General features: G+C 65.9%; 13 protein-coding genes. 8 read left to right on the top strand and 5 right to left on the bottom strand.

The window, feature by feature from the left end; all coding sequences use genetic code 11:
* Nucleotides 1-38: 38 nt before the first annotated feature.
* The 3 genes from ABC728_RS09650 to ABC728_RS09640 all read right to left on the bottom strand — a co-directional run bounded on the left by ABC728_RS09650 (nt 39) and on the right by ABC728_RS09640 (nt 6,721).
* The gene (locus tag ABC728_RS09650; protein ID WP_416620300.1) at nt 39-3,512 is read right to left on the bottom strand and encodes a glycosyl hydrolase 2 galactose-binding domain-containing protein; all 3,474 of its coding nucleotides are present in this window, start codon (nt 3,510-3,512) and stop codon (nt 39-41) included.
* 278 nt (nt 3,513-3,790) lie between these two features.
* Nucleotides 3,791-5,866, bottom strand: a complete 2,076-nt coding sequence (locus tag ABC728_RS09645) for a S46 family peptidase (protein WP_416620299.1) — start codon at nt 5,864-5,866, stop codon at nt 3,791-3,793.
* Nucleotides 5,867-6,064: 198 nt separating this feature from the next.
* Nucleotides 6,065-6,721, bottom strand: a complete 657-nt coding sequence (locus ABC728_RS09640) for a glutathione S-transferase family protein (protein WP_416620298.1) — start codon at nt 6,719-6,721, stop codon at nt 6,065-6,067.
* Between the two features lie 189 nt (nt 6,722-6,910).
* On the opposite strand from ABC728_RS09640, the gene ABC728_RS09635 reads away from it, so the two are divergent.
* From ABC728_RS09635 to ABC728_RS09615, 5 genes are all read left to right on the top strand, one after another.
* Nucleotides 6,911-7,462, top strand: coding sequence for a PAS domain-containing protein (locus tag ABC728_RS09635; RefSeq protein ID WP_416620297.1), 552 nt, complete (start codon nt 6,911-6,913; stop codon nt 7,460-7,462).
* A 73-nt stretch (nt 7,463-7,535) separates the two neighbouring features.
* Complete coding sequence (locus tag ABC728_RS09630) at nt 7,536-8,114, top strand: HupE/UreJ family protein (RefSeq protein ID WP_416620296.1); 579 nt, start codon at nt 7,536-7,538, stop codon at nt 8,112-8,114.
* Nucleotides 8,115-8,237: 123 nt separating this feature from the next.
* A complete protein-coding gene (locus ABC728_RS09625) occupies nt 8,238-9,410 on the top strand; it encodes a TAXI family TRAP transporter solute-binding subunit (RefSeq protein WP_416620295.1) in 1,173 nt (390 codons plus the stop codon).
* A gap of 99 nt (nt 9,411-9,509) precedes the next feature.
* Nucleotides 9,510-11,471, top strand: coding sequence for a GGDEF domain-containing protein (locus ABC728_RS09620; protein ID WP_416620294.1), 1,962 nt, complete (start codon nt 9,510-9,512; stop codon nt 11,469-11,471).
* A gap of 80 nt (nt 11,472-11,551) precedes the next feature.
* Nucleotides 11,552-12,511: a nucleoside hydrolase gene (locus ABC728_RS09615; RefSeq protein WP_416620293.1), complete on the top strand. Its 960-nt coding sequence runs from the start codon at nt 11,552-11,554 to the stop codon at nt 12,509-12,511.
* Nucleotides 12,512-12,532: 21 nt separating this feature from the next.
* On the opposite strand, the gene ABC728_RS09610 is transcribed toward ABC728_RS09615, so the two are convergent.
* Entirely contained in the window at nt 12,533-12,934 is a 402-nt protein-coding gene (locus ABC728_RS09610; RefSeq protein WP_416620292.1) for a hypothetical protein, read from the bottom strand.
* Nucleotides 12,935-13,050: 116 nt separating this feature from the next.
* On the bottom strand, nt 13,051-15,315 hold the full coding sequence (locus ABC728_RS09605; RefSeq protein WP_445376363.1) for a beta-glucosidase: 2,265 nt from the start codon (nt 15,313-15,315) through the stop codon (nt 13,051-13,053).
* Between the two features lie 705 nt (nt 15,316-16,020).
* On the opposite strand from ABC728_RS09605, the gene ABC728_RS09600 reads away from it, so the two are divergent.
* From ABC728_RS09600 to ABC728_RS09590, 3 genes are all read left to right on the top strand, one after another.
* Nucleotides 16,021-19,089 (top strand): TonB-dependent receptor, encoded by a 3,069-nt coding sequence (locus ABC728_RS09600; protein WP_416620290.1) that lies wholly within the window; start codon nt 16,021-16,023, stop codon nt 19,087-19,089.
* A 115-nt stretch (nt 19,090-19,204) separates the two neighbouring features.
* Nucleotides 19,205-20,716, top strand: coding sequence for a tryptophan halogenase family protein (locus ABC728_RS09595; protein ID WP_416620289.1), 1,512 nt, complete (start codon nt 19,205-19,207; stop codon nt 20,714-20,716).
* Between the two features lie 27 nt (nt 20,717-20,743).
* Nucleotides 20,744-22,258: a tryptophan halogenase family protein gene (locus ABC728_RS09590; RefSeq protein WP_416620288.1), complete on the top strand. Its 1,515-nt coding sequence runs from the start codon at nt 20,744-20,746 to the stop codon at nt 22,256-22,258.
* Nucleotides 22,259-22,265 lie beyond the last annotated feature (7 nt).

The raw sequence follows: 22,265 nt of genomic DNA, 5'->3' as shown, positions 1-22,265 counted from the left end.
CCCTTCGACCGCCGTTCCCGTCAGGGCTGGCGCTTCCGTCAGGGCTGAATGGTGACCGTGACGCTGGTGGGCTGGATGTTCCAGCCGCGCAGGCCCAGTGATGGTGCCCCCGTCCCGCCGGCCGCGGCCGGATAGGTCACCTGGACCTGCCGCGTCTCGCCCGGCAGCAGGGTCAGGTAATTGTCGCTGACATAGACGGGCAGGATGCGGCTGCCATCCGCCTTTCGCGGCGTCAGCTTCGCCATCAGGGCCGGGCTGCCGCCGGGGTTCGACAGGGTCACGTCCAGCACCACTTCACCCTTGCCGTCCACCCGGCCCTGGGCCGAAAGGCTGACGGCCATGGGCGGCAATTCGTTCAGCCGCTGGTGGGCCGGGGCGTCGGCGGCGACCCAGTAATCGTTGCGCGACAGCACGGTGCCGGCCCCGTCCTTCAGTTCCAGCGCGACCAGAAGCAGTCTGTCACGGGCCAACCCTTCCCCCAGGTCCAGCGTGAACGGATGCACCACGCCGCCGGCCGGAATGTCGATGCCTTCGGTGCTGCGCACGGGCCAGGCGGTGGCCCCCACGGGCTGGACACGGGTTTCCAGGGTCAGGCCCGTGCGGGGGACTTGCGTGTTGTTGACCAGCGTGATGCGATGGTCCGGCAGGTCCAACTGTGCATGCACGGGCTCCGATGCCTTCTTGAAGCCGTAGAAGGCGCCGTGCGTGTCATAGTCGTGGCTCAGGATCTGCCACATGGTGCTGGGCCGGGCCGGCTGCGTCATCCAGAGCATGCGGCCGGAATGCCGTGTCCACAGCCCCGCATTGAAGCCTTCGAAGATGGCGCGGTAGCCTTCGTAATTCAGCATCTGCGCCTTGCGCTCGAAATCCTCCAGGCTGGTGGCGGGGCCGAATTTCGTGGCCAGCGCCTGCATGAAGGTGGCGACGTCGCCGTTCCCGCCCTGATGCCAATCATGATAGGCCCAGGTGTCGGAAATGGGCCAATGCTCGCTTTCCGGCACGGCGGCCTTGAACGCCTCCAGTGTGGGGAAGGAGGGCAGGCCCAGTTCCACGGAGAAGCCCCGCGCATGCTCGGTGAAATAGCTGTCGGGCTCGCGGTAATTATAGGGGCCGCTGCCGGCCAGGTTGACGCGGTTGGACGAACCCGTGAAATGCCGCGTGCCGTCCAGATCGAAGATCATGTCGGCCAGCGCCTCGTTCAGGATGGGCTGGGGCACCCCCTCGTTCCGGCCGAACCACAGCACGATGGACGGATGGTTGCGATAGCGTTTCACCGTGTCGGCGGCGTTGGCCATGAACAGGGGAACATCCTGCGGCTCAAGCTGATAGTCCTGCGTGCTGGCCCAGAAATCGTTCATCACCATCAGGCCGTATTCGTCGGCCAGTTCAAAGAACTCCTCCTGCGTATTCTGGCCCACCCAGTTGCGGATGATGTTGACATGTGCGTCGCGGTGCAGGCGGAAATAGGGTTCCAGCCGGTCCTTCTCCACGCGCTTGCGCCAGTCATCCATGCCCCAGTTGCCGCCCCGGGCCGCGATGCGCACGCCGTTCACCTTGATCACCATGTGTGGTGACAGTTCCGCCGCGTCCGCCGGGGTCACGGCGGGGGAATTCTCCGCGCCCGGATAAAGGGAGGCGGCCCAGCCGTCCGGCACACGGCGCAGTGCCTCGTGGGCCACATCGATGATGCGCTCCCCGCGCGCCTTGGCTTCCGTCAGGTCCACTTCCACCCGGCGCAGCCGTCCCTGCTTGTCCATCAGCGACAATTCATAGGTCACCTGCCGGATGCCGAAGCGGATTTCCCTTCTGTCGGACGGCCGGCCATCCGCCGTCACGGCCACCTGCATCCGGTGCAGTGCCGGCTCGCCATAGCCGTTGGGCCACCAGAGCGCCGGGTTGCGGATGGCGAGTTGGGGAAACTCCGCAGGCGTCAGGGCGATCGTGCCGCCACCCGGCGCGATGGCGGCCTGCTTCGTCACGGTGATGCCGTTGAAACTGGCCGTGATGCTGGCGCTCACCGTCCGGTCCGTCAGGTTTTCCACCGGCACGGTGACGCTGATATCCGCCACCGAATTATCGGGGCGGGGCAGGGCGGTGACGATCCTGGTGTCCCCCAGGCGCAGGTCGCCCGTGGCGGTCAGCGTGACGTCGCGCCACAGACCTGTGTTGCGGTCGCGCACCGACGGTATCCAGTCCCAGCCTTCCGCGGCGACGAAGGTCGGGCCGTCCAGCGCCATCATGCCGCCATTCTCCCCCACGCCGGATGTCAGGCTTTCCTCATGCGGCAGGCCGGGATGGGGCGGGGGGCTGATGCGGATGGCCAGCGCGTTGGGCTGGCCTGGCCGGGCCAGACCCGTCACGTCGAATCGGCCGCGGATGAAGGCACCCTTCATCTCGCCCAGACGGTGGCCGTTCAGCCAGACCTCCGCCTGGTAATTCACGCCGTTCAGCGACAGTTGCAGGTGCTTTCCGGCCTGGTCGGACGGGACCGTAAATTCCGTGCGATACCAGTAATCCTGCTTGTTCAGGCTTTCCGGGATGGCCAGATTGTTCAGGCCGTAATCGGGATCGGGATAGACGCCGCGATCCACCAGCGTCGTCAGGACGGTGCCGGGCACCGTTGCCGCATGCCAGGATGCCGCATCGAAGCCCGGTTGCGACACGGCCGCACCATGGGCCGTGATCTTCGGTGCTTCCACCAGCTTCCAGGCGCCCAGTACCCATTCGCCGGGGGCTTTCGGCGCCAGTGCCGGTGTTGCGACCAGCGGCTTGGCGACGGGGGCGGAGAAGGGGGTCCGGGACCTGGGCCGCGTCCAGGGGTCCTGCGGAGCGATCTGCCCGTACATCTGCCGTACCTGTACGGGCCAGGTCGGTGCGCCGCTTTCGAAATTGGTCAGGTCGCGGACGGGCCGGATATCGGCAAACGCCCGCAGGTCCGCCGGTGCCAGGGCACGCGGCACGGCGGAAAAGCCGGCCAGCCGCCCCGCGAACGGCACGGCATCGCCTGCGACGAAGGCGGCCGTCAGGCTGCGGCGCGGCGCCAGCATGAATTGCGCCAGCGCGTCCGGTGTTGCGGCCGCGCCCGACCCCACCTCCCGCCCGTCGACATGCAGGCGGGCGCGCGTGCCGTCAAAGCTGGCGGCCAGGAAGACCCACTGGCCGGGGGACAGGGCCCTTCCGCCGCTGATCACCCTGTCGCCGGCCAGCAGGGCCGGGCGACCATTCTCCAGCATCAGGAAATAGGCCGGGGCGGTGCCGTCGGCGGTGGCGAAGCCGCCCAGCAGCGACCGGCCGCGTCCCACCTCGTCCGCCTGTACCCAGCCATAGAGGGTGAAGGGGGTGCCGGCCGCCACGGGTGCCGGGGCCGGCGCACGATCGTCACGCACCGGCTTGGCCAGCCCGTCGCCGCCGGCCGGGAATTCAACATCATAGGGGCCGAACCCGCCGGGTCCCAGCCCGCCCGCTCCCCCCAGCCCCTGATGGGCCTGGCCGAGCGCCAGCGGAGCGGACATTGCAATTGCCAGCGCTGTCATAAGCGATGCCCGAAGGGCGCGGACCCCAACTGCCTTCTTCATGGACTTTTCCTTCCCTTATCGGCGACTTCGGGCGCCGTTTTGCGGGTCCGCATGGGATTGAAGCCAATGCAGACAGCGATGTCATATTTAATAAATCAAATTTCATAAATAAGGAAGGCGCAATCCCGCCGGCCCAACGGAAAAAGCCGCCGGGGGTCACCCGGCGGCTTGATATCAGGTCATGGTCCGGTGTCGGCGGCGGGGCCGCTGGGGGCTTATTGCACGCCCAGCTCGCGGGTCAGGTGCCTGGCGTCATAGACCGTGCGCAGTGCCTCGGCCATGCCGCGCACATCGACCATCACGGACCGGTTGCGGCGCGGATCATAGCCGTAGTCACCCGACAGGCTGTGAATATTGCCGTCGAAGATCAGGCCGATCACCTCGCCCTTGGCGTTGATGGCGGCGGACCCGGAATTGCCGCCGATGATGTCGTTGGTCGACACCGCGTTATAGGGCGTGCTCATCTGTACCTTGCCGCGGGCGGCCTCCCAGCTCGGCGGAATGGCGAAGGGGGCGGCACCCGTGTCGCGCTCATAAAGCCCGGCGATGGTGGTATAGGGTGCCACCTCCTGGCCGTCCGGCTCCGTCCAGCCCTGCATCTTGCCGTAGGACAGGCGCAGCGAGAAGGTGGCGTCGGGATAGATGCTGTCGCCGTAAAGGGCGAAGCGCGCCTTCGCAATGCGGGCCTGTGCCTGCTCCACCACGGCGTCGACCTCCTCCTCCACCGACTTGCGGGCCTGCCGGGCGGCCTGGTCCACCAGCTTCATCAGCGCGATCATGGGGTCGTCGGAAGCGTCGATGGCCGCCTTGCCGCCCTCGAACAGCCGCAGGCGCTCGGCGGGGTCGCCGAGCTTGCTGCCCTTCACGGCGGCTTCGGCCACCTGGTCGGGTGAACGCTTGCCCAGCACGGCCTTCACGATGGGGTCGTCGGGACTGAACTGCTCGCGCAGCTTGGTCAGCGAGAAGGACAGCAGGGCGATTTCCAGCTCCGCATGCACCGGGGCCGGGTTGGACAGGCGCTGCTTCAGGGCCGGCAGGCGACTGTCGCCATATTCGCGCAGGCGCTCGGGATTGGGCAGCCCCCGCTCGTCCCCGGCGCGCAACAGCAGGCGGGCGAAGGCGGCCAGCTCGCTATCAAAGGCGCGGGACCGTTCCAGCATGATGAAACGCGGGTAAAGCTGGGCATAGCGGGCCTGGGCCTGCTCGATCTGTGTGAAGGCATCACCGACTTCGGCGGCAAGCTTCGGATCGGCGGCGATCTTGGCGCGCAGTTCCTGCTCCGCCCGGACCTTGGCGCCGAAGAAATCCTTGTCGGCCAGGGCAATCTGCCGGCCGCGCCACACCTTCACGCCATTTTCAGTGCCGGAAAGGTCGTCCAGCGCCTCGCGGCGGCGGTCATCATTCTCGCGCCCAAACTCGATCAGGCGGCCACGGCGCTCCTGCGCCCAGAACAGGAAGGACGGGGCGACATTGTCGCGGATGAATTCCAGCTCGGCGATGGTGCGCAGGCGGCTGGTGGAACCGGGGTTGCCGATGACGAAACTGGCCTCGCCCTCCTTGCTGCCTTCGCGGGACCATTTGAAATGGTTGGGGCTGGCGATGGGCTTGCCGTCCTCGTAGACGCGCAACAGCGACATATCCAGGCAATAGCGCGGGAAGTTGAAATTGTCAGGATCGCCGCCGAACGCGGCGGCGGCGGCTTCCGGCGCGAAGGCCAGGCGCACATCCTGATAGCGCTTGTACTTGTAAAGGCTGTAGCGGCCCCCCTGGTAGAGGGTCACGGCGTCGCAGCGCAGCTTGTCGTCACCGCCGGCGCAATCCTTTTCCAGATCGGCCAGAACGGTGCGGCGGGCATTGGCGAAATCCTGGCCCGTCTTGCCGGTGGTCGCGGCTTCCACCTTACCCGTGACGTCGGTGATATCGACCAGTTGGTTGATCTCGATCCCGGCGCACTGCTTCTCCTCCGCCCGGTTGCGGGCCAGGAAGCCGTCGGCCTGATAGTCCTTCTGGGCGGACGAGAGTTCGGCGATGCAATCGGAAATGCAATGGTGGTTGGTCATCACCAGCCCTTCGCCGGAAACGAAGCTGCCCGAGCAGCCGCCGGCCAGGCGGACATAGGAAAGCTGGGCCTTCTTCAACCACTGGGCGTCCGGCGTGAAGCCGGTCGACTTGCCGATGGCTGCCGCCGGCACATTGTCGAAGGTCCACATGCCCTCGTCCGCCTGGGCCGCGCCCACCAGCAGGGCAAGGGTCGCGGCGGTCGCCGCCGCCAGCTTAACCGGCTTCACCATGGTCAATTCCCGTCCTTGTTCCGAATTGTTCTGTGATTGTTGCTTTGGATCGCTGGTCCCCGCAGAACGCGGGAACAAGGCGGGCAAAATGCGCCCAACAGGACCGCCGGTCAACGGTGGCCTGGTGCCGCTTTACAGGGCCGGAATGGTGCCAGCACCCGCCCCGGCGAACCTCCCGGGCGGGCTCTTTCGAAGGGATCAGCCGTTGGCGGCGCGGCGGCGCATGAAATCATCCAAGGCGCCGTTCATCTGCTTCAGCAGGTCGGCCACCATGGGATCGTTCTGGGCATGGCGCCACACAGCCCCCATGCGCGGATGGTCGGCGAAAACGTCCAGCCCACCGAAGGCCGGCAGGAATTTCTCCAGGAAGAAACAGGCCGGCACCATGGCGCAGTCGGCCAGGGTGAAACCGGTGCCCATGCACCAGGGACCGTCGATGAAGGTTTCCAGCCCGTCACGTCCGCGCTTCAGTTCCGCCATCTTCTCGGCCACCAGCCTGGCGTCGCGGGACACGGGGTTCATCTGGCCCAGCAGGCCCAGCAGGGCGGGCAGGATGTAAAGATCGGCCGCACGGCTGATGATGCGGGCCCGCGCGCGGGCCAGATCGTCGCCGGGCAGGATCTTCCTCTCGGGGAAGCGCTCGTCCAGGAACTCGCAGATCACCTCGGACTCGATGATCGCGGTGCCGTCGGTTTCCAGGGCCGGCATCTTGCCATAGGGATTGATGGCGAGATATTCGGGCGATTTCAGCCCCACGCCGGGGGCCGGCACCAGCGGGATGTCCAGTCCCTTGAACCGGACGGCCAGCAGCACGCGGGCGACATAGGGGCTCAGCAACGCACCATAAAGCTTCATTTCAACGATCTCCGGCTTCCGTCACCCGTCCATCGGGTTCTTCATAGCGCGCTAAGGCGCGGGCGGGTAGGGGGCATGGGCGCGGAAAATGCGCGCAGCCCGCGTGCGATAACGCCATGCGTCCGTCATATCCCTGCAACGCGGCGGGGGTAACCAGGGGCCGTTTGCCCCTGTGACAGCCCTGGCCCCATGTTTTCATCCGCCGATCCCATCGATGCCGCCGACCTGACACAGCCGCCCCTGCGCGCGGCCCTGGCGCTGTGGCGGCGCGCGGCGGGCGGGGCGGCCTTGCCCCTTGTCGGGGCGCTGGACCTTGCCGCCATCGATCGCACGCTGCTGCCCAATCTGGCGCTTGTGGCGGGGCCCGCGGACGGGCACGGGCGGCTGTTCGGCCTTTTCATGGGTTCCGCGGCGGCCATCGCCACGGGGCGTGACATCACGGGCCGTTTCCTGGACGAGGTCTATCCCCCCGCGCTCTATGACACGGCGCACCGGTTCCTGCTGGCCGTGGCCCATGGCCGCGCACCGGTATATGAGGAGTTCGCGGCCGGCCCGGATGCGGGGCGCACGGTGCAGGCCGCCTGGCTCGGCCTGCCGCTCGCCGGACCCGACGGGGCCGTGTCGCGCATCCTGCTGGCGCTGGACTATCGGCCCTCCGTCCCGGCCGTGGCAGCGGGCGTCCGGGTGCTGCAGGACCGTTCGCGCCTGCACCGCCACACTGTCCGGCCGGTCCGGCTTTGAGCCCGCAGGCTTGACCCGGCCGGTCCGGCCGGTCATCAAGGACCGTTCCGCCCGTTTGAACGGACCTGTTCTGATGCAAGCCCGCCATGTCCTGTCCCCCGCCTGCCTCTGCCTGCTTGTGGCAATGCCGGCGCATGCCGCCTCCGTGCCGCAGGGCTTTTCCTCCGGGCTGGCGGGCCCGCTGCTGACCTATGTGCATCTGCTGGGGTTGCTGGGGCTGGGACTCTGGCTCGACATGCAGGGCCGCGGAACGCCGGGCGGGGGGACGGTGGCTGCCCTGCTGGCGGGGCTGGGCTTCGCGCTGCTGACGCGGGCCGGCGTGGTGGTGCCCTATGCGGCGCTGGCGCTGGAAGCGTCGCTGCTGGTCCTGGGCGGGCTGCTGGTCGCCGGTGTCACGCTGCCCCGGCTGGCGGGTCTGGCCGGGGCTGCCATTGTCGGTGCCCTGCATGGCATCAGCCTGTCGCAATGGGGCGGGCCCGTCACGCGGCATCTGCTGTTCTGGCCCGGCATGCTGACGGGATGCCTTCTACTGGTAACGGCCGGCGTCGGCCTGTCGGCGACGCTCTATCCGCTGGGGGCGGGCAAGGCGTCGCGCATATTGGGGGTGGTGATCGGGCTGGTGGGACTGCTGATGCTGCTGAATGTCCTTTGAAAGGCCATTCTGTGACCGGTCTGTGGCAAAACCGTTGGATATCCGCCACAGCCCCCGACTTTCGGCCAATTCTATACCATTTCGCCCCCGTTCCGGTTGCTTCCCCCTGCGGCGGGGCGCACGATGGTATTCTCATCCTGCAACAACAAGATGGACGTGCCCGTCATGCCGTCCCCCGCCGGACCCCGATGCGAACCCCTCCCGCCCGTTGATGCCTCCGGTGACGCCGATACCGGCGTTCTGCACCGACGGGGCTTGCTGCGTGCCGGGCTGGGCCTGTTGGCCGCCGGTGCCCTGTCGGGCACGTCCATCGCCAATACGGGGGCCGAGCAGGTCCGCTTCTTCCAGATCGGCACCGGCACGACGGGTGGCACCTATTTCCTGATCGGCGGCCTGCTGGCCAATGCCGTCAGCAATCCACCGGGGTCCCGCCCGTGCGAGCGGGGTGGTTCCTGTGGCGTGCCCGGCCTGATCGTCGTGGCCCAGGCCACGTCGGGTGCGGTGGAGAATATCAGTCTGATGCGATCCCGCCGGCTGGAATCGGCGCTGGTGCAGGCCGACATCGCGCATGCTGCGCTGGAGGGGCAGGGTCCGTTCGACAAGGCGCCCTATGCCGATCTGCGGGCCATCGCCAATCTTTACACCGAAACGATCCATCTGGTCGTGCGGGCCGACAGCGGCATCAAGACGCCCGCCGACCTGCGCGGCAAGCGCGTCGTGCTGGGCGAACAGGGGTCCGGCACGCTGGTGACGGCGCGCGCGCTGCTGGCCAGCTATGGCCTGTCCGAGCGCACGGTGAAGCCTTTCTATCTCAGCCCGGCGGCCGGTGGCGACCGGCTGGAGGCGGGTGACATGGACGCCTTCATCATCGTCGGGGGCTATCCCTTGCCCTCGGTCGCCGATCTGGCCCGGCGTGTCCCCATCGCCTTGCTGCCCTTCGACGACAAGCGGGCGGCTCAATTGGTCAAGCGTCTGCCGCACTTCACCGAAAGCCGGATCGAGGCGGATGTGTATGACGGTGTGCCGGCCACGCAGAGCCTGGGGGTGGGTGCGCAATGGCTGGTCCGCGGTGACCTGAAACCGGATCTGGTTCATGCCATCACCGCTTCCCTGTGGAATGAGCAGACACGGTCCATGCTGGATAATGGCCACCCGCGCGGCCGGTCGGTGCAACTGGCCACGGCCCTGTCGGGACTGGCCGTACCGCTGCATCCAGGGGCTGAGCGCTTCTACCGCGAAAAGGGATTGTTGACGGACGGACAGGCCGCGGCCCCCGGCGGCTCCGCCATCCATTGACCCCCCAGTATCCGGAAGATACAACCCGTGCGTCCGGGTTGACCCTGGAATACATACTCCGATAACCTTTTCCGACGCGAATACACCGGGAAGGTCGATGTGCAGCAGCGTTCGGGAATTGATCCGGTGGCCGGAACAGAGACGGCCCTTTCCGGTTCGCTGCTTCGTCGTTTTGTGCTTCACCTCGCCTTATGGTCGATGCTGGTCGTTCTGGTACTGACGGCCATCGGCTATTCCACGATCTACGACCGGACCGAGCGGGAGGCGCTGGGCACGCTGAAGGCCCATCTTCTGGAACGCGGGCGCACGGAAAGCGCCATCTTCCAGTTGGCGGCGGCCAACATGGAAACCTTCCGCGACCGGTTCCTGTCGCTTTACACCGATCCGGCCATCCTGCCTGCGGAAAAGGCGGCGGCGGCGTTCGATCATTATTTTTACAAGGATGCCGATGGCGCGGTCCGCACGCGCCGGCCGTTCTTCGATGGGGTGATCGATGATGACGGCCTTTACCGCCAGGGCATGTCGGGTTTCATCGGCAACAAGCTGCGGGCGGTATCGCCGGAACTGCAACGGCGGATGGTGCTGACATACCGGTTGCTGGGTGAATACGGCCCGGCCTGGAGCAACCGTTTCATCAATACAACCGTCAGCATGCCGGAAAATGCCATGGTCATGTACTGGCCGGCTTTTGCCTGGGGGCTGGAGGTGCGGGCCGATCTGGACATGACGGCCTTTTCCGTCGTGAATTCCACCTTGCAGGAAGCCAATCCCGCGCGCCGGCCCGTCTGGACCCCGCTCTATCACGACCATACGGCCAAGGCCTGGATGGTCACCTACCAGCTTCCCGTCGACCATGCCGGGCGGCATCTGATCAATGCCGGTCACGATGTGCTGGTGCAGGATCTGATGGACCGGCTGATCACCGATCATCTTCCCGGCTCCTACAATTTCGTGCTGGCGGCCGACGGTCATCTGGTGGCCCATCCGCTGTGGATGGACCGGCTGAGGCAGGAACTGGCCACCATCAACCTGGAAAAGCTGGGCGATCCCGGCTTGCTGCGCACGCATGCCCTGATCCGCGACAGCATTGCCGGCCGGGTGACCGATCTGTCGTCCGACGACAATGTCTGGATCGTGGTGGACAAAGACGACGAGGCCTATCTGGCGGTCACGCGGCTGGACGGGCCCGACTGGTGGTTCATCGCCCGCTATCCCATGGCGCTGGTGGCGGACACGGCGCATCAGGCGGCCAGCGCCATCATGCTGATGGGCACGGCCTATTTCCTGGCTATGCTGGGGCTGGTCTTCGTCCTGCTGCGGCGGCAGGTGGCCGCCCCCATTTTGCAGTTGAAGGCCGCATCGGAGCGGGTGGCGGCCGGCGATTATGCCGCGGTTGCGGACGGGACCCAGGCCTTGCCCCTGGAGGCGCGGGACGAGATCGGGCTGCTGGCCCGATCCTTCCGGTCCATGGCCGGGCATGTGCGCGATGCCAACGCCCGGCTGGAGGGGCTGGTCACCCTGCGGACCGAGGCGCTGGAGGCGGCCCACCGGCAATTGCAGGAATGGAGCCTGCACGATCCCCTGACCGGCATCCACAACCGCCGTGCCTTCGAGTCCGATCTGCAATCCATCTTCGATCTGGGCCGGCGGCAGGCCCGTTCAGGCTTCGCCCTGGTCCTGGCCGATATCGATCATTTCCAGGCCTATAACGATGCCTATGGCACGGCCGCCGGCGATCAGGTCCTGCGGACCCTGTTCCGGGTCATTGCCCGGCATGTGGGGCAGGGGGATCGCGTCTACCGGTTGGGTGGGGCGCAGGCCGCCATCATCCTGACCGATAACGATGCCGGCCATCCGGAGGAACGGCTGCGCCGGGTGCTGGATGCCGTGCAGGCGCTGGCCCTGCCCCATCAGCGCAGCCCGCATGGCCAGGTCACCCTGTCGGCGGGCCTGGCCATCTTCGACGCCGCCATGGCCGACCCGGCCGCGCTGGTCCACCAGGCCCAGGATCGGCTGGATGCCGCCCGGCAGGCGCGGCGCAAGCAGCAGCCCGCCGGATAGCGGGCGGATCGCCTGACCGCTTTATCTTGCATGCCCGCCGGCCTATGCTGGCGGTCGGTACTTAACCGAAGAAGATGGCCATGGGCAGCCCCCTCTCCCTGATCCTGGATGGTGATCCGGGCACCGACGACCTGTTGGCCTGGATGTGGGTGCTGGCCCTGCCGAAGCGGGCGCGTGTGCTGGGCATCACGGCCGTGAACGGCAATGTGACCCTGGACCGGACGGCTGCAAACGCCCTGGCCTTCCTGGATTATATTGGCGGGCCGGATATCCCGGTCCATGCCGGGGCGCGGGCGCCGCTGGACCGGGACGATCCGCCGGCGGGCGACGGCGCCTTTTCGGAGACGGGGCTGGGGGAATTGCGCCTGCCGCCTTCCCTGCGGCGGCTGGCATCCCATGATGCGGTCGGCTGGATGGCGCAGACCCTGCGGGCCCATCCGGTGCGCAGCGTCATCCTGGTGGCCACGGGGCCCTTGACCAACCTGGCCCTGCTGCGGCGGGAAGCGCCCGATGCCTATGCCCGCATCGACCGGATCGTGGCCATGGGCGGGTCCTTCGCGCCACTACCCCCCAATTTCGTGCGGCGGGGCAATGTCACCCCCTGGGCCGAGTTCAATTTCTGGATGGATGCCGCGGCGGCGCAATCGGTGCTGAACGGCGGGGTGCCTGTCCTGCTTGCCCCCGCCGATGTGACGCACCAGCTTGTCAGCGACCCGGCCCGGCTGGCCAGGGCCCGCGCCCTGCCGCTGTTCGGGCAGGAGGTCGCGTTGATGCTGAACGCCCCCTACCACCTGGACAAGCCGAAATTCCACACCGATGGCGCCTTTCTGCATGATCCCACGGCCGTGGCGTGCCTGTTCTATCCGGAAATGTTCGAAACGGTGCGGGCCCAGGCACATGTGGTGCAGGAGGGAACGGGCCTCGGCGCCGGCCTGATGCTGCCGGACGGCGCCGGTGGGGTGGAGGTGGCGGTCCGGGTAAAGGATACCGACGCCTTCTATGCCCGTCTGTTTGACGATCTGGCGGCCCATTACGCCTGATCCCGCCCTTGCTTCCGCCGTCTATGCCGCGGGGGCGGGCCGTAGCCCGGCTGCCGACCGGCGCAGCCCCAGAATCTGGCCGGCCACCAGCCCGGCAACGCCTACGGCCTGGATCAGGATGAAGCCGGTTCCCAGCGGCGTCGTCCAGCCCAGGCCCAGCAGGGCGATGCTTCCGGCGACCCAGGCGAGGTTCAGCACGACCATGGCACGGGCCGGCCCCGTGCCAACCCCGGTGCGGCGGCCGGCATAGGCGGCCAGCAGGGCGGCGGGGAACAGAACGATCCCCGCTTCCAGCAGCAGCCAGCGCGGCAGGCCCAGCCAGGGTTCCAGCAGGCCGGCACCCGCCACCAGCAACAGGCCGGAGCCCAGGCAGGCACCGGCGTCGAGCAGCAGCAACTGGCGGGTGAAGGCGTTGATACCCATGATGTTTCTCCATCGTCATCGGTTGCGATGGGCCCATCATGGCCGTGCCGGGCCGGCGCTTGCGATTACCTGTGAGGTAATGGCGCCACCGTCACCCGTCCCGCGCGCCCTCCTGCCTATTGTGCCTTGCTGGCCGGCAGGCTGGCGCCCTTCAGCACCACGTCCGCCGTCAGGGGCAGGTCGGTGGCGGAGGCGCCCAGCCAGACGCGGTAGCGGCCCGGTGTCACGACCCATTGCCGCCCGGCCGTGTCATACATGGCGAGCAGGCGCGGGTCGACCGGCACGGAGAATTGGGCCGAAGCGCCCGGTGCCAGGTCAAGCTTCTGCCAGCCGGCCAGCCGTTTCGGTGCCTCCCAGCCGCCATCGCGGGGGCCGACATACAGCTGGGGCACGGCCTTGCCTGCACGCTGGCCCGTGTTGGTGACCGTTCCCGACAGGGTCAGCGTGCCGTCATCGCCCTGCACTGCTGTCAGATCCTTATAGGCGAAGCTGGTGTAGGACAGGCCATGGCCGAAGGGGAACAGCGGCGTCAGGCCCTTCTTGTCGAACCATTTGTAACCGATCGCTGCCCCCTCATGATAATCCACGTCGAATGGCGTGTCCTGGGGCAGGTCCTCACCGTCCAGTTTGGGCCGGGGCAACTGGTCCAGGCTTTTCGGGAAGGTGACAGGCAGGCGGCCGCTGGCATCCACCTCCCCGAACAGGACGCGCGCGATGGCCTCTCCGCCCGCGGTGCCGGGATACCAGGCTTCCATGACGGCGCCGACCCGGTCCAGCCAGGGCATGAAGACGGGGCCGCCCGTCTGCAGGACGACGATCGTGCGCGGGTTGGCTTTCGCCACGGCTTCGATCACCGCATCCTGCCCGTCGGGCAGGGTCAGGGGGAAATCCATGGCCTCCCCCGTCCATTGGTTGGCGAAGATGATGGCGATATCACTGTCGGCGGCCAGGGCGGCCGCGGCCGCGGGGTCGCTGCCCGGATCGAAACGCACGGCGGCCGATCCGTTGCGGGCCCGGATGGCGTCCAGGGGTGGATTGGCATGGAAGACGACCGGGCCGGGGAAATGCTGCGGTCCCAGCCCCGGCACGGGATTGCCGCCCGGCCCGAATACCGTGGACGAGCCGCCGCCCGCCATCACGCCCTTGTCGGCATGGCCGCCGATGATGGCGATGCGCCGCGCCCCGGCATCCAGGGGCAGCAGGCCATCCTTGTTGCGCAACAGCACGATGCCTTCCTCGGCATCGGCGCGGGTGATGGCGGCATGCGCCGCATAATCGATCCGGTGATCCTCCACATTGACCGGATGGTCGAACACGCCGTTGGCAAACAGCGCATGCAGGATGCGCCGGTTCATATCATCCAGCCGTTCCATGGGCACCGATCCGTCGGCCAGCGCCGCACCCAGCAGTTCGGGGCCGAAATAGGGTTCCTTGTCGAACACATAGCCCGATTCCTGGTCCAGCCCGGCATTGGCCGCCTTGGCCGTGGAGTGGACGGCACCCCAGTCGGACATGACATAGCCCTTGTAGCCCCAGTCCCGCTTCAGCACCTGGTTCAGCAGAAAGTCGCTCTCGCAGGCGTAATGCCCTTCATAGCGGTTGTAGGCGCACATGACGGAGCCGGGATCGCTGCGGTCCATGGCGATTTCGAACGCCAGCAGATCCGACATGCGCGATGCCGCCTCGTCAATGTTGGCGGACAGCACGAAACGCCCCGTCTCCTGCGCGTTCAGGGCGAAATGCTTGATGGTGGAGATGATGTTGTTGGACTGGATGCCCGCGATCTGGGCCCCCACGATGACGCCGGCCAGAAGCGGGTCCTCTCCACCATATTCGAAATTGCGGCCGTTGCGCGGCTCGCGCACCAGATTGAGGCTGCCGGCCAGCATGACGTTGAAGCCCGAAAGCCTTGCCTCCCGGCCGATCATCACGCCGCCCTGCCTGGCCAGCGCCGGGTTCCAGGTGGCCGCCGTGGCGATGCCGGCGGGCAGGGATGTGCGCTCGCGCATCGGTTCGGTCGAATCGCGCTGTGTCGCCACGCCCAGCCCGGCGTCCGTCAGCCATTGCGGCGGGATGCCCAGCCGGTCGATGCCCGGCACAAAGCCTGCCGAACCCATGCGGATGCCGGCGGGCGGGGTATAGTTCCGTTCCTTGAAGGGGGAGCCGAAATAGCCGAAGACCAGTGTCTTCTTCTCCGCCACGCTCATCTGGCGCAACAGCAGCTCTGCCCGGGCCTCTGGGGCCAGGCTGGCATCCATCCAGGGCCGGTCCGACAGGGCGACGGTCGGGGGCGCCGGTTCCGCGGCATGGACGGCACCCGCCGCAAGCGCGGTGGCCAGCATCAGGGTGGACATGAAGGCCCGTATCTTTCTGTCATGCATTCTTGGGGTCTCTTTCTTATTCATAAGGCGTGACGTCGGCCAGGATCGATGGGCATCGCGCTCTTTTCCCGTCCTGGAAAAATTGCTGTCGGGACGTCATGCGCATCCCCGGGGCTCTGCTGCCCCGACCTCCCGATCGTCCGTCCGGCATGGGTCGCGGACGGTTGTAGAAGGACGATATCATCGTCTCGGCCTCCTTGTCAGCCAAAACGGACAACGTTGTCTGATTTCTGTCTGTCGCAGCCGGACAATCTCCTTTGCTGTGCGTGACATCTGGGCAACAGAATTTGGCGCCGCCGCGGGTGCGTCATGTTGCTGATCAGTTAATACATTGTTAAATATTGGTTTTTGCGCCTGCGTGGTGCAGTTGCGGGACCGGCTTTCTTCTCGCGGGGAACGGGGAGGCCATTCACCGCCTGGGACAGTCCATGTCTGCGCTGTCACCCCATATGACAACGATGACATATAGTGCTTGACATCAGGGCGGGTGTCCGTACATTCGGAAACACAAGGATGGGAGCGTGTGGAAAACACGCCGGTGATGGGTGGGGAAACGATCGGCTTCTGAAAGCCAAATTCGGCAATATCCGAACAGACAAAGGCCCCGGGGCGCCTCTGTCTGAACGCCCCTGCGCATGCTGGCGCCAAAAACCACACGGAAATACTTTGCTTATAAGGGAGGATCTCTTGACAGGGATGCATTCTATGCTTGGGCGCGGCCTGGCCGTGGCTCTGCTCGCGGGGGTGTCGCCCCTGGCGATGACTTCCACCGCCCTGGCACAGGCCGCGCCGGCTGCGCAGGACACGCTGGACGAAATCATCGTGACCGGCGTGCGCGCGTCGCAGCAGCGGTCGGTCGATGTGAAGCGCAACCAGACGGCCATCGTCGATGCCATCTCGTCGGAGGATATCGGCAAGCTGCCCGACGTCACCATCGCCGACGCCTTGCAGCGCGTGCCCGGTATCCAGATCCGCCGTGACGCGGGCGAAGGCAGCACGGTGAATGTGCGCGGCCTGCCGCAGGTCATCACCATGCTGAATGGTGAGCAGTATCTTTCGGCCGGCAACCAGGGCGAAGCGAAGCCCAACCTGACCGACGTGCCGGCACAGTTGATGAACGCCGTGGTCGTCTATAAGACCACGGACACCCGCAACGCCCTGTCGGGCGTTTCCGGCACCATCGACCTGCGTACCCGCCGCCCCTCCGACATGCCCTATGGCTTCTCTGCGTCGGGCGCGGTTGAGGGGCAGACCGGCAAGGACACGAAGGAGAAGGATTGGCTGGCCAACGGCCTGCTGGCCTGGCGCGGCGACCGTATCGGTGTGCTGGTTTCCGCCGCCGGCAGCGAGGCCAACCTGGGCAACAATTATTCCGGTCTGGCACCGGGGCCCGGCACGGGCGGCCTCTCGGGCAACAATGACTGGGGTGGCACCGCGCCGAACCAGTTCATCTCGCCGCACGGCTTTGAAAGCTTCAAGAAGGAGACGGAGCGCGACCGCCTGTCCGTTTCCGCCGCGTTCGAGGCCGATCTCGGCGAAGGCTTCACCTTCGTGGCCGAAGGCTTCTACACGAAGATGGACGAATATAACCGCGCGGCCGGCATCAACATTTCCAACCGCTGGTCGGGCGATGCCTTCGGTGTCTGGGCAACCCCCACATCCTCGACCCCGGTTGCCGGCAGTGACTGGCTGGCGGTGGACGAGTACGACATCAATGCCTGGTGGGTGAACTCCTTCTCCGTCAACCGCGTCAACAAGTCGGAATCGAAGAACTACAATCTCGAACTGAACTATGACAATGGCGGCCCGCTCAAGGTGCAGGCGCGTGCCGTGCGCGCCGATGCGGACCGTCTGTCGCTGAACGGACAGGCGCAGGGCGATCTGTCGAACTGGCAGTATGCGCCGGGGCGGTTCAACCTGTTCCAGACGGCCGCCGACCGTACCCGCGGTACCTTCTATCCGGCCGCCATCGCATCGAAATTTCCCGGCCGCTACACCAACGACATCGTTGGCAGCCTGGGTGGGCGTTATGTCGATCCCAATCCGCTGGGCTATGGGCAGAACCCGCAGCTTCATTACGATATTTCGGGCAAGCACCCGGTCTGGTCCGGTTTCGACCGGCCCATCTCGGGCGGTCTGGGTGCCGGCAAGTCGCTGACCGACTATATGGCCAACAAGGACAGCTATGCCATCGGCGCCTTCTCCTCGGAAGGTAACAACGAGGCGACGTCCGACCTGAACGTCTACCGCATCGATACCCAATATGATTTCGAGGAGCCGCTGGGTGGATTCCTGAACAGGGTCGATGTCGGCATCCGCCGCAGCGACCGGTCGGTCTCGATCGCCCAGTTCCACCATTTCTCGAACTTCTATGAGGGTGTCGGCGTCAACGACCAGGGCCAGCCGAACACGTCGGGCTGTTCGGCCCAGTGGAAGGCCATCGACGTCGTCATGAACCAGAACCAGTGCCAGGCGGGTGAGTTCGTGCCCGATCCGGTGACCGGACAACTGGTGTTTCAGGGCTATACGGTCAACGCGCCGACGCGCCTGGACACCTATAACAACGTTATCTGGGTCGATAATCTCGGTTCGATCACGAAGGGCATCCCCGGCTTCTGGGCGATCGATCCGCGTGACTTTGACGATCCGGTCGCCTTCCACAAGAAGGTGTTCGGCGGTGCCGACCGCGTCATCCTGCCGGGCCAGTCCTATGATGTCAGCCTGACGGAAGACAGCGGCTATATCGACACCAACTTCGAATGGGGCCGCCTGTCCGGCAATGCCGGCCTGAAGATCATCCGGACCGAGCTGCTGGTTCGCCAGAACATCACGGGTGACACCCTGAACTATGGCGACACCAATATCGATGCCGGTGATGTCGTCTCCAACCGCACCTATTACGATTATCTGCCGGCCGTGAATGCGACCTACGACGTCACGAACGACCTGCGTCTGCGCGCCAGCTACAGCAAGACCATGCAGCCGCTGGACCTGCTGCGCTATGGCGGGGCGTTGAAGATCAATACGGCGGATGGCGAGGTGCGCCCCGACGGCACGAAGATCCGCGAAGTCACCAGTGCGGAATCCAGCGGCAATCCTGAACTGGATCCGTGGCGTTCGGATAATTGGGACGCGGCCATCGAATATTATATCGGCCGGGCCAGCATGCTGAACCTCGCCGTGTTCCGCATGAACATCAAGAGCTACGTCGTCACCCGCACCACAACTGACGGCCGGTTCCCCGACCAGGACGGCGTGATCCGCCGTACCGTGCCGGTGACCCGCCCGGAACAGGGTGAGGGTGGCCGCGTGGAAGGTGTCGAGGTTGGTGCCAAGCTGTCCTTCAAGGACTTCCTGGACGATGAAAGCTTCTTCTCCAACTTCGGTGTCGATACCAACTATACCCTGTCGCCCAGCGAGCAGACGCTGACCTCGGGCGAGAAGGTGCCGTTCAACGACAATTCCAAGCACCAGTTCAATCTGGTCGGCTGGTACCAGGACGACCATTTCCAGGCCCGCGTTGCCTATAACTACCGCAGCAAGCGCCTTGAGAATGTGTTCAAGGACTTCCCGGTCTATCAGAGCAGCACCCAGTTCGTTGACGTGAACCTGAGCTACAACATCAATGAGCAGATCACGATCTATGCCAACGGCTCCAACGTCACCGGCGAGATCGAGGATTACTTCGTGCAGTTCACAGGGGGACCAACCCAGTTCGTCTGGCAGAACGAGTATGAAAGCCGCTACACGCTGGGTGTCCGCTTCAAGTGGTAACCATCGGCTAGCGTAATTCCGGGGCGCCGTCGGGACGTGATCCACGTCAAGGCGGCGCCTTTTCCTATTCTGCGATCCTCTTTACACTTGTCCGATCATTGCCAGGGAAAATGCCATGCAGCCCGACAATCGTATCCGCGACCTGGTCATTGTCGGCGGCGGCACGGCGGGTTGGATGACGGCCGCTTCCCTGGCCGAGCATTTCCGCGGTTCCGGCCTGAAGATCACCCTGATCGAAAGTTCCGCCATCGGCACCGTCGGGGTGGGGGAGGCGACGATCCCCACCATCCGCCGCTTCTATCAATCGCTGGGCCTGCGCGATCTGGATGTGCTGAAGGCCACGCATGGCACCGTGAAGCTGGGTATCCGGTTCGACGGCTGGCTGCATGACGGGTCCAGCTTCATCCATCCGTTCGGCGTCTTCGGCCAGGACCTGCGCAACATTCCGTTCCATCAATATTGGCTGCGCCTGCGCGCCGGGGGGGAGGCGACGGACCTGGGCGATTATTCGCTGGCCGTGGCGCTGGCGCGGGCCGGGCGCTTCACGACCCCGTCCCCCAACCCGCCCAGCACCCTGTCGGTGTTCGATTGGGCGTTGCATTTCGATGCCGGCCTTTTTGCGCAACTGATGCGCCGGACGGCGGAGCGGGCCGGTGTCCGCCGCATCGATGCCAGGATCGAAAAGGTGGAAACGGACGCCGGCAGCGGCCACATCACCGGTCTTCTGCTGGACAATGGCGACACGGTCCGCGGCGACCTGTTCGTCGATTGCTCGGGCTTCCACGGCCTGCTGATCGAAGGCGCGCTGAAGGCGGGGTATGAGGATTGGAGCCACTGGCTGCTGTGCGACCGGGCGCTGGCGGCACAGGGCCATGTGACATCGCCGCCACCGGCCTTCACGCGCGTCACGGCGCACAAGGCCGGCTGGCGCTGGACCATCCCTTTGCAGCACCGCACGGGCCATGGCTATGTCTATTCCAGCCGCCATATCAGCGACGCGGCGGCGGAGGCCGAATTGCTGGCGGCCGTCGGTGCCGACCTGAAGATGGCGCCCCGCCGCATCACCTTCACCCCCGGCCGGCGCCGGCAGGCATGGAAAGGCAATTGTGTTGCCATCGGCCTGTCCTCGGGCTTCCTGGAACCGCTGGAAAGCACCTCCATCGCCCTGATCGAAACCGGTATCGAAAAGCTGAAGCAGCTTTTCCCGGCCCGGGAGATCGATCCATTCCTGGTCGATGAATATAATGACTGGAGCCGGCGGGAGATGGAGCGGGTCCGCGACTTCATCATCCTGCATTACTGGCTGAACCGGCGCGACGACACGGCATTCTGGCGCGATTGCCGGTCGGTGGCGCTGCCCGACACGCTGGCCGGCAAGGTGGAGATGTGGAAACGCCGCGGCCACATGGTCCGATACCGCTGGGAGATGTTCCAGCCGGCAAGCTGGCTCGCCATCTACGCCGGGTTCGATTGCCTGCCCGACGGTTATGATCCGGGGCTCGACGGGATGGACCTGCCCAGCCTGTCGCGCGGCCTGGCCGGGATGCGCAAGGGCATTGCGGACGCCGTAGCCGACTGCCCGACGCATGAGGAATTCATCGACCGCTATGCCAAGGTCGACCTTTAAACAAGAACAGAGGGCAAGGGGAACGCCATGAAGCCGTTGAACAGGATCGTCGTTGCCGGTGGGGGCACGGCCGGCTGGATCACCGCCGCCATGCTGTCCTTCATGCTGAAGGGGACGGGCACGGCCATCGAACTGGTCGAATCGGATGAGATCGGGACCATCGGCGTCGGTGAAAGCACGATCCCGCCCTTTGTCGTGCTGCTGCGCAACCTGGGTATCGACGAACAGGATTTCATCAAGGCCACCAATGCCAGCTTCAAGCTGGCCATCCGGTTCGAGGACTGGTTTGACAAGGACCGTACCTACTACCATCCGTTCGGTAGTCTGGGCGGGCTGATCGACAGTCATGAATTCTACCAATGCTGGCTGCGGGCCAAGGCGGCGGGCCATCCATCGGAATTGCAGGATTTTGCGCCGGCCACGCTGATGGCCGACCAGATGCGCTTCATGCTGCCGTTCAAGGCGCAGCGCACGATGATCGCGTCGGCGGCCTACGCCCTGCATGTCGATGCCAGGCGCGTGGCCCAGTATCTGCGGCGGTATGCGGAGGAACGTGGCGTCACCAGGACGGAAGGCCGCATCACGCGGGTCCGCACCCGGCCCGATGGCGCCATCGCCGGGCTCGATCTCGCCAATGGCAAGAATGTCGACGGGGATTTCTTCGTCGATTGCACGGGTTTCCGCGCCTTGCTGATCGGCCAGACCCTGGGGGTCGGCTATGTCGACTGGTCGCAGGAACTGCTGTGCGACCGTGCCGTTGCCGTGCAGACGGAAAATACCGAGGACGACGCCGACGTCCACCCCTACACGCTGTCCCAGGCACAGGATGCCGGCTGGCGCTGGCGCATCCCGTTGCAGCACAGGGCCGGCAATGGCTATGTCTATTCCAGCCGCTTCCTGTCCGATGACGAGGCGGTGGCGACCCTGATGCGGCAGGTGAAAGGCCGTGCCCTGACGGAGCCGGCCATCATCCCCTTCAAGACCGGCATGCGAGCCCGGATGTGGGAAAAGAACTGCGTGGCGCTGGGGCTGGCAGCCGGCTTCATCGAACCGCTGGAATCCACGGCCATCCATCTGGTCTACCGCGCGGTCGACTACCTGTTGCGCTTTTTCCCGGACATGGATTGCGATCCGTCGCTGGCGGTGGAATTCAACCGCCGCGTCGCCGCGGAATATGAGGAGGTGCGCGACTTCATCGTGCTGCATTACTGCACGTCCCGTCGTGACGACACGCCCTTCTGGCGGGCCGCACAGCGGACGCCGGTGCCGGCCAGCCTGCGTGCCCGCATGGATCTTTTCAAGGCGACGGGCATCCTGCGCCAGGGCCTGGACGAACTGTTCGGTGCCGCCTCCTGGCAGTCGGTCTATGAAGGCATGGGTGTGCGGCCGGCCCGCTATCAGGCCCTGGTGGAGAAGCTGCCGATGAGCGTGATCACGGAGACACTGGACCGTTCCGCCCCGCTATTGCGGGCGCAGGTGGCGGGACTGCCCCACCATGCGCAGTTCCTGCGCGACCATTGCCGCGCCGAACGGGATTTCTGACGGCCCT

This window comes from Niveispirillum fermenti (assembly GCF_052474395.1).
Note: the sequence above shows the minus strand (reverse complement) of the source record. Positions and strands in the feature narration are given on the sequence as shown.

Bases quoted from the DNA above. Each gene is read 5' to 3' on its own strand.
- ABC728_RS09640 (WP_416620298.1), bottom strand. From the start codon at position 6,721: ATGAAGCTTTATGGTGCGTTGCTGAGCCCCTATGTCGCCCGCGTGCTG.
- ABC728_RS09590 (WP_416620288.1), top strand. From the start codon at position 20,744: ATGAAGCCGTTGAACAGGATCGTCGTTGCCGGTGGGGGCACGGCCGGC.
- ABC728_RS09610 (WP_416620292.1), bottom strand. From the start codon at position 12,934: ATGGGTATCAACGCCTTCACCCGCCAGTTGCTGCTGCTCGACGCCGGT.
- ABC728_RS09635 (WP_416620297.1), top strand. From the start codon at position 6,911: ATGTTTTCATCCGCCGATCCCATCGATGCCGCCGACCTGACACAGCCG.
- ABC728_RS09625 (WP_416620295.1), top strand. From the start codon at position 8,238: ATGGTATTCTCATCCTGCAACAACAAGATGGACGTGCCCGTCATGCCG.
- ABC728_RS09650 (WP_416620300.1), bottom strand. From the start codon at position 3,512: ATGTCCGCTCCGCTGGCGCTCGGCCAGGCCCATCAGGGGCTGGGGGGA.
- ABC728_RS09595 (WP_416620289.1), top strand. From the start codon at position 19,205: ATGCAGCCCGACAATCGTATCCGCGACCTGGTCATTGTCGGCGGCGGC.
- ABC728_RS09600 (WP_416620290.1), top strand. From the start codon at position 16,021: ATGCTTGGGCGCGGCCTGGCCGTGGCTCTGCTCGCGGGGGTGTCGCCC.
- ABC728_RS09645 (WP_416620299.1), bottom strand. From the start codon at position 5,866: ATGGTGAAGCCGGTTAAGCTGGCGGCGGCGACCGCCGCGACCCTTGCC.
- ABC728_RS09615 (WP_416620293.1), top strand. From the start codon at position 11,552: ATGGGCAGCCCCCTCTCCCTGATCCTGGATGGTGATCCGGGCACCGAC.
- ABC728_RS09605 (WP_445376363.1), bottom strand. From the start codon at position 15,315: ATGCATGACAGAAAGATACGGGCCTTCATGTCCACCCTGATGCTGGCC.
- ABC728_RS09630 (WP_416620296.1), top strand. From the start codon at position 7,536: ATGCAAGCCCGCCATGTCCTGTCCCCCGCCTGCCTCTGCCTGCTTGTG.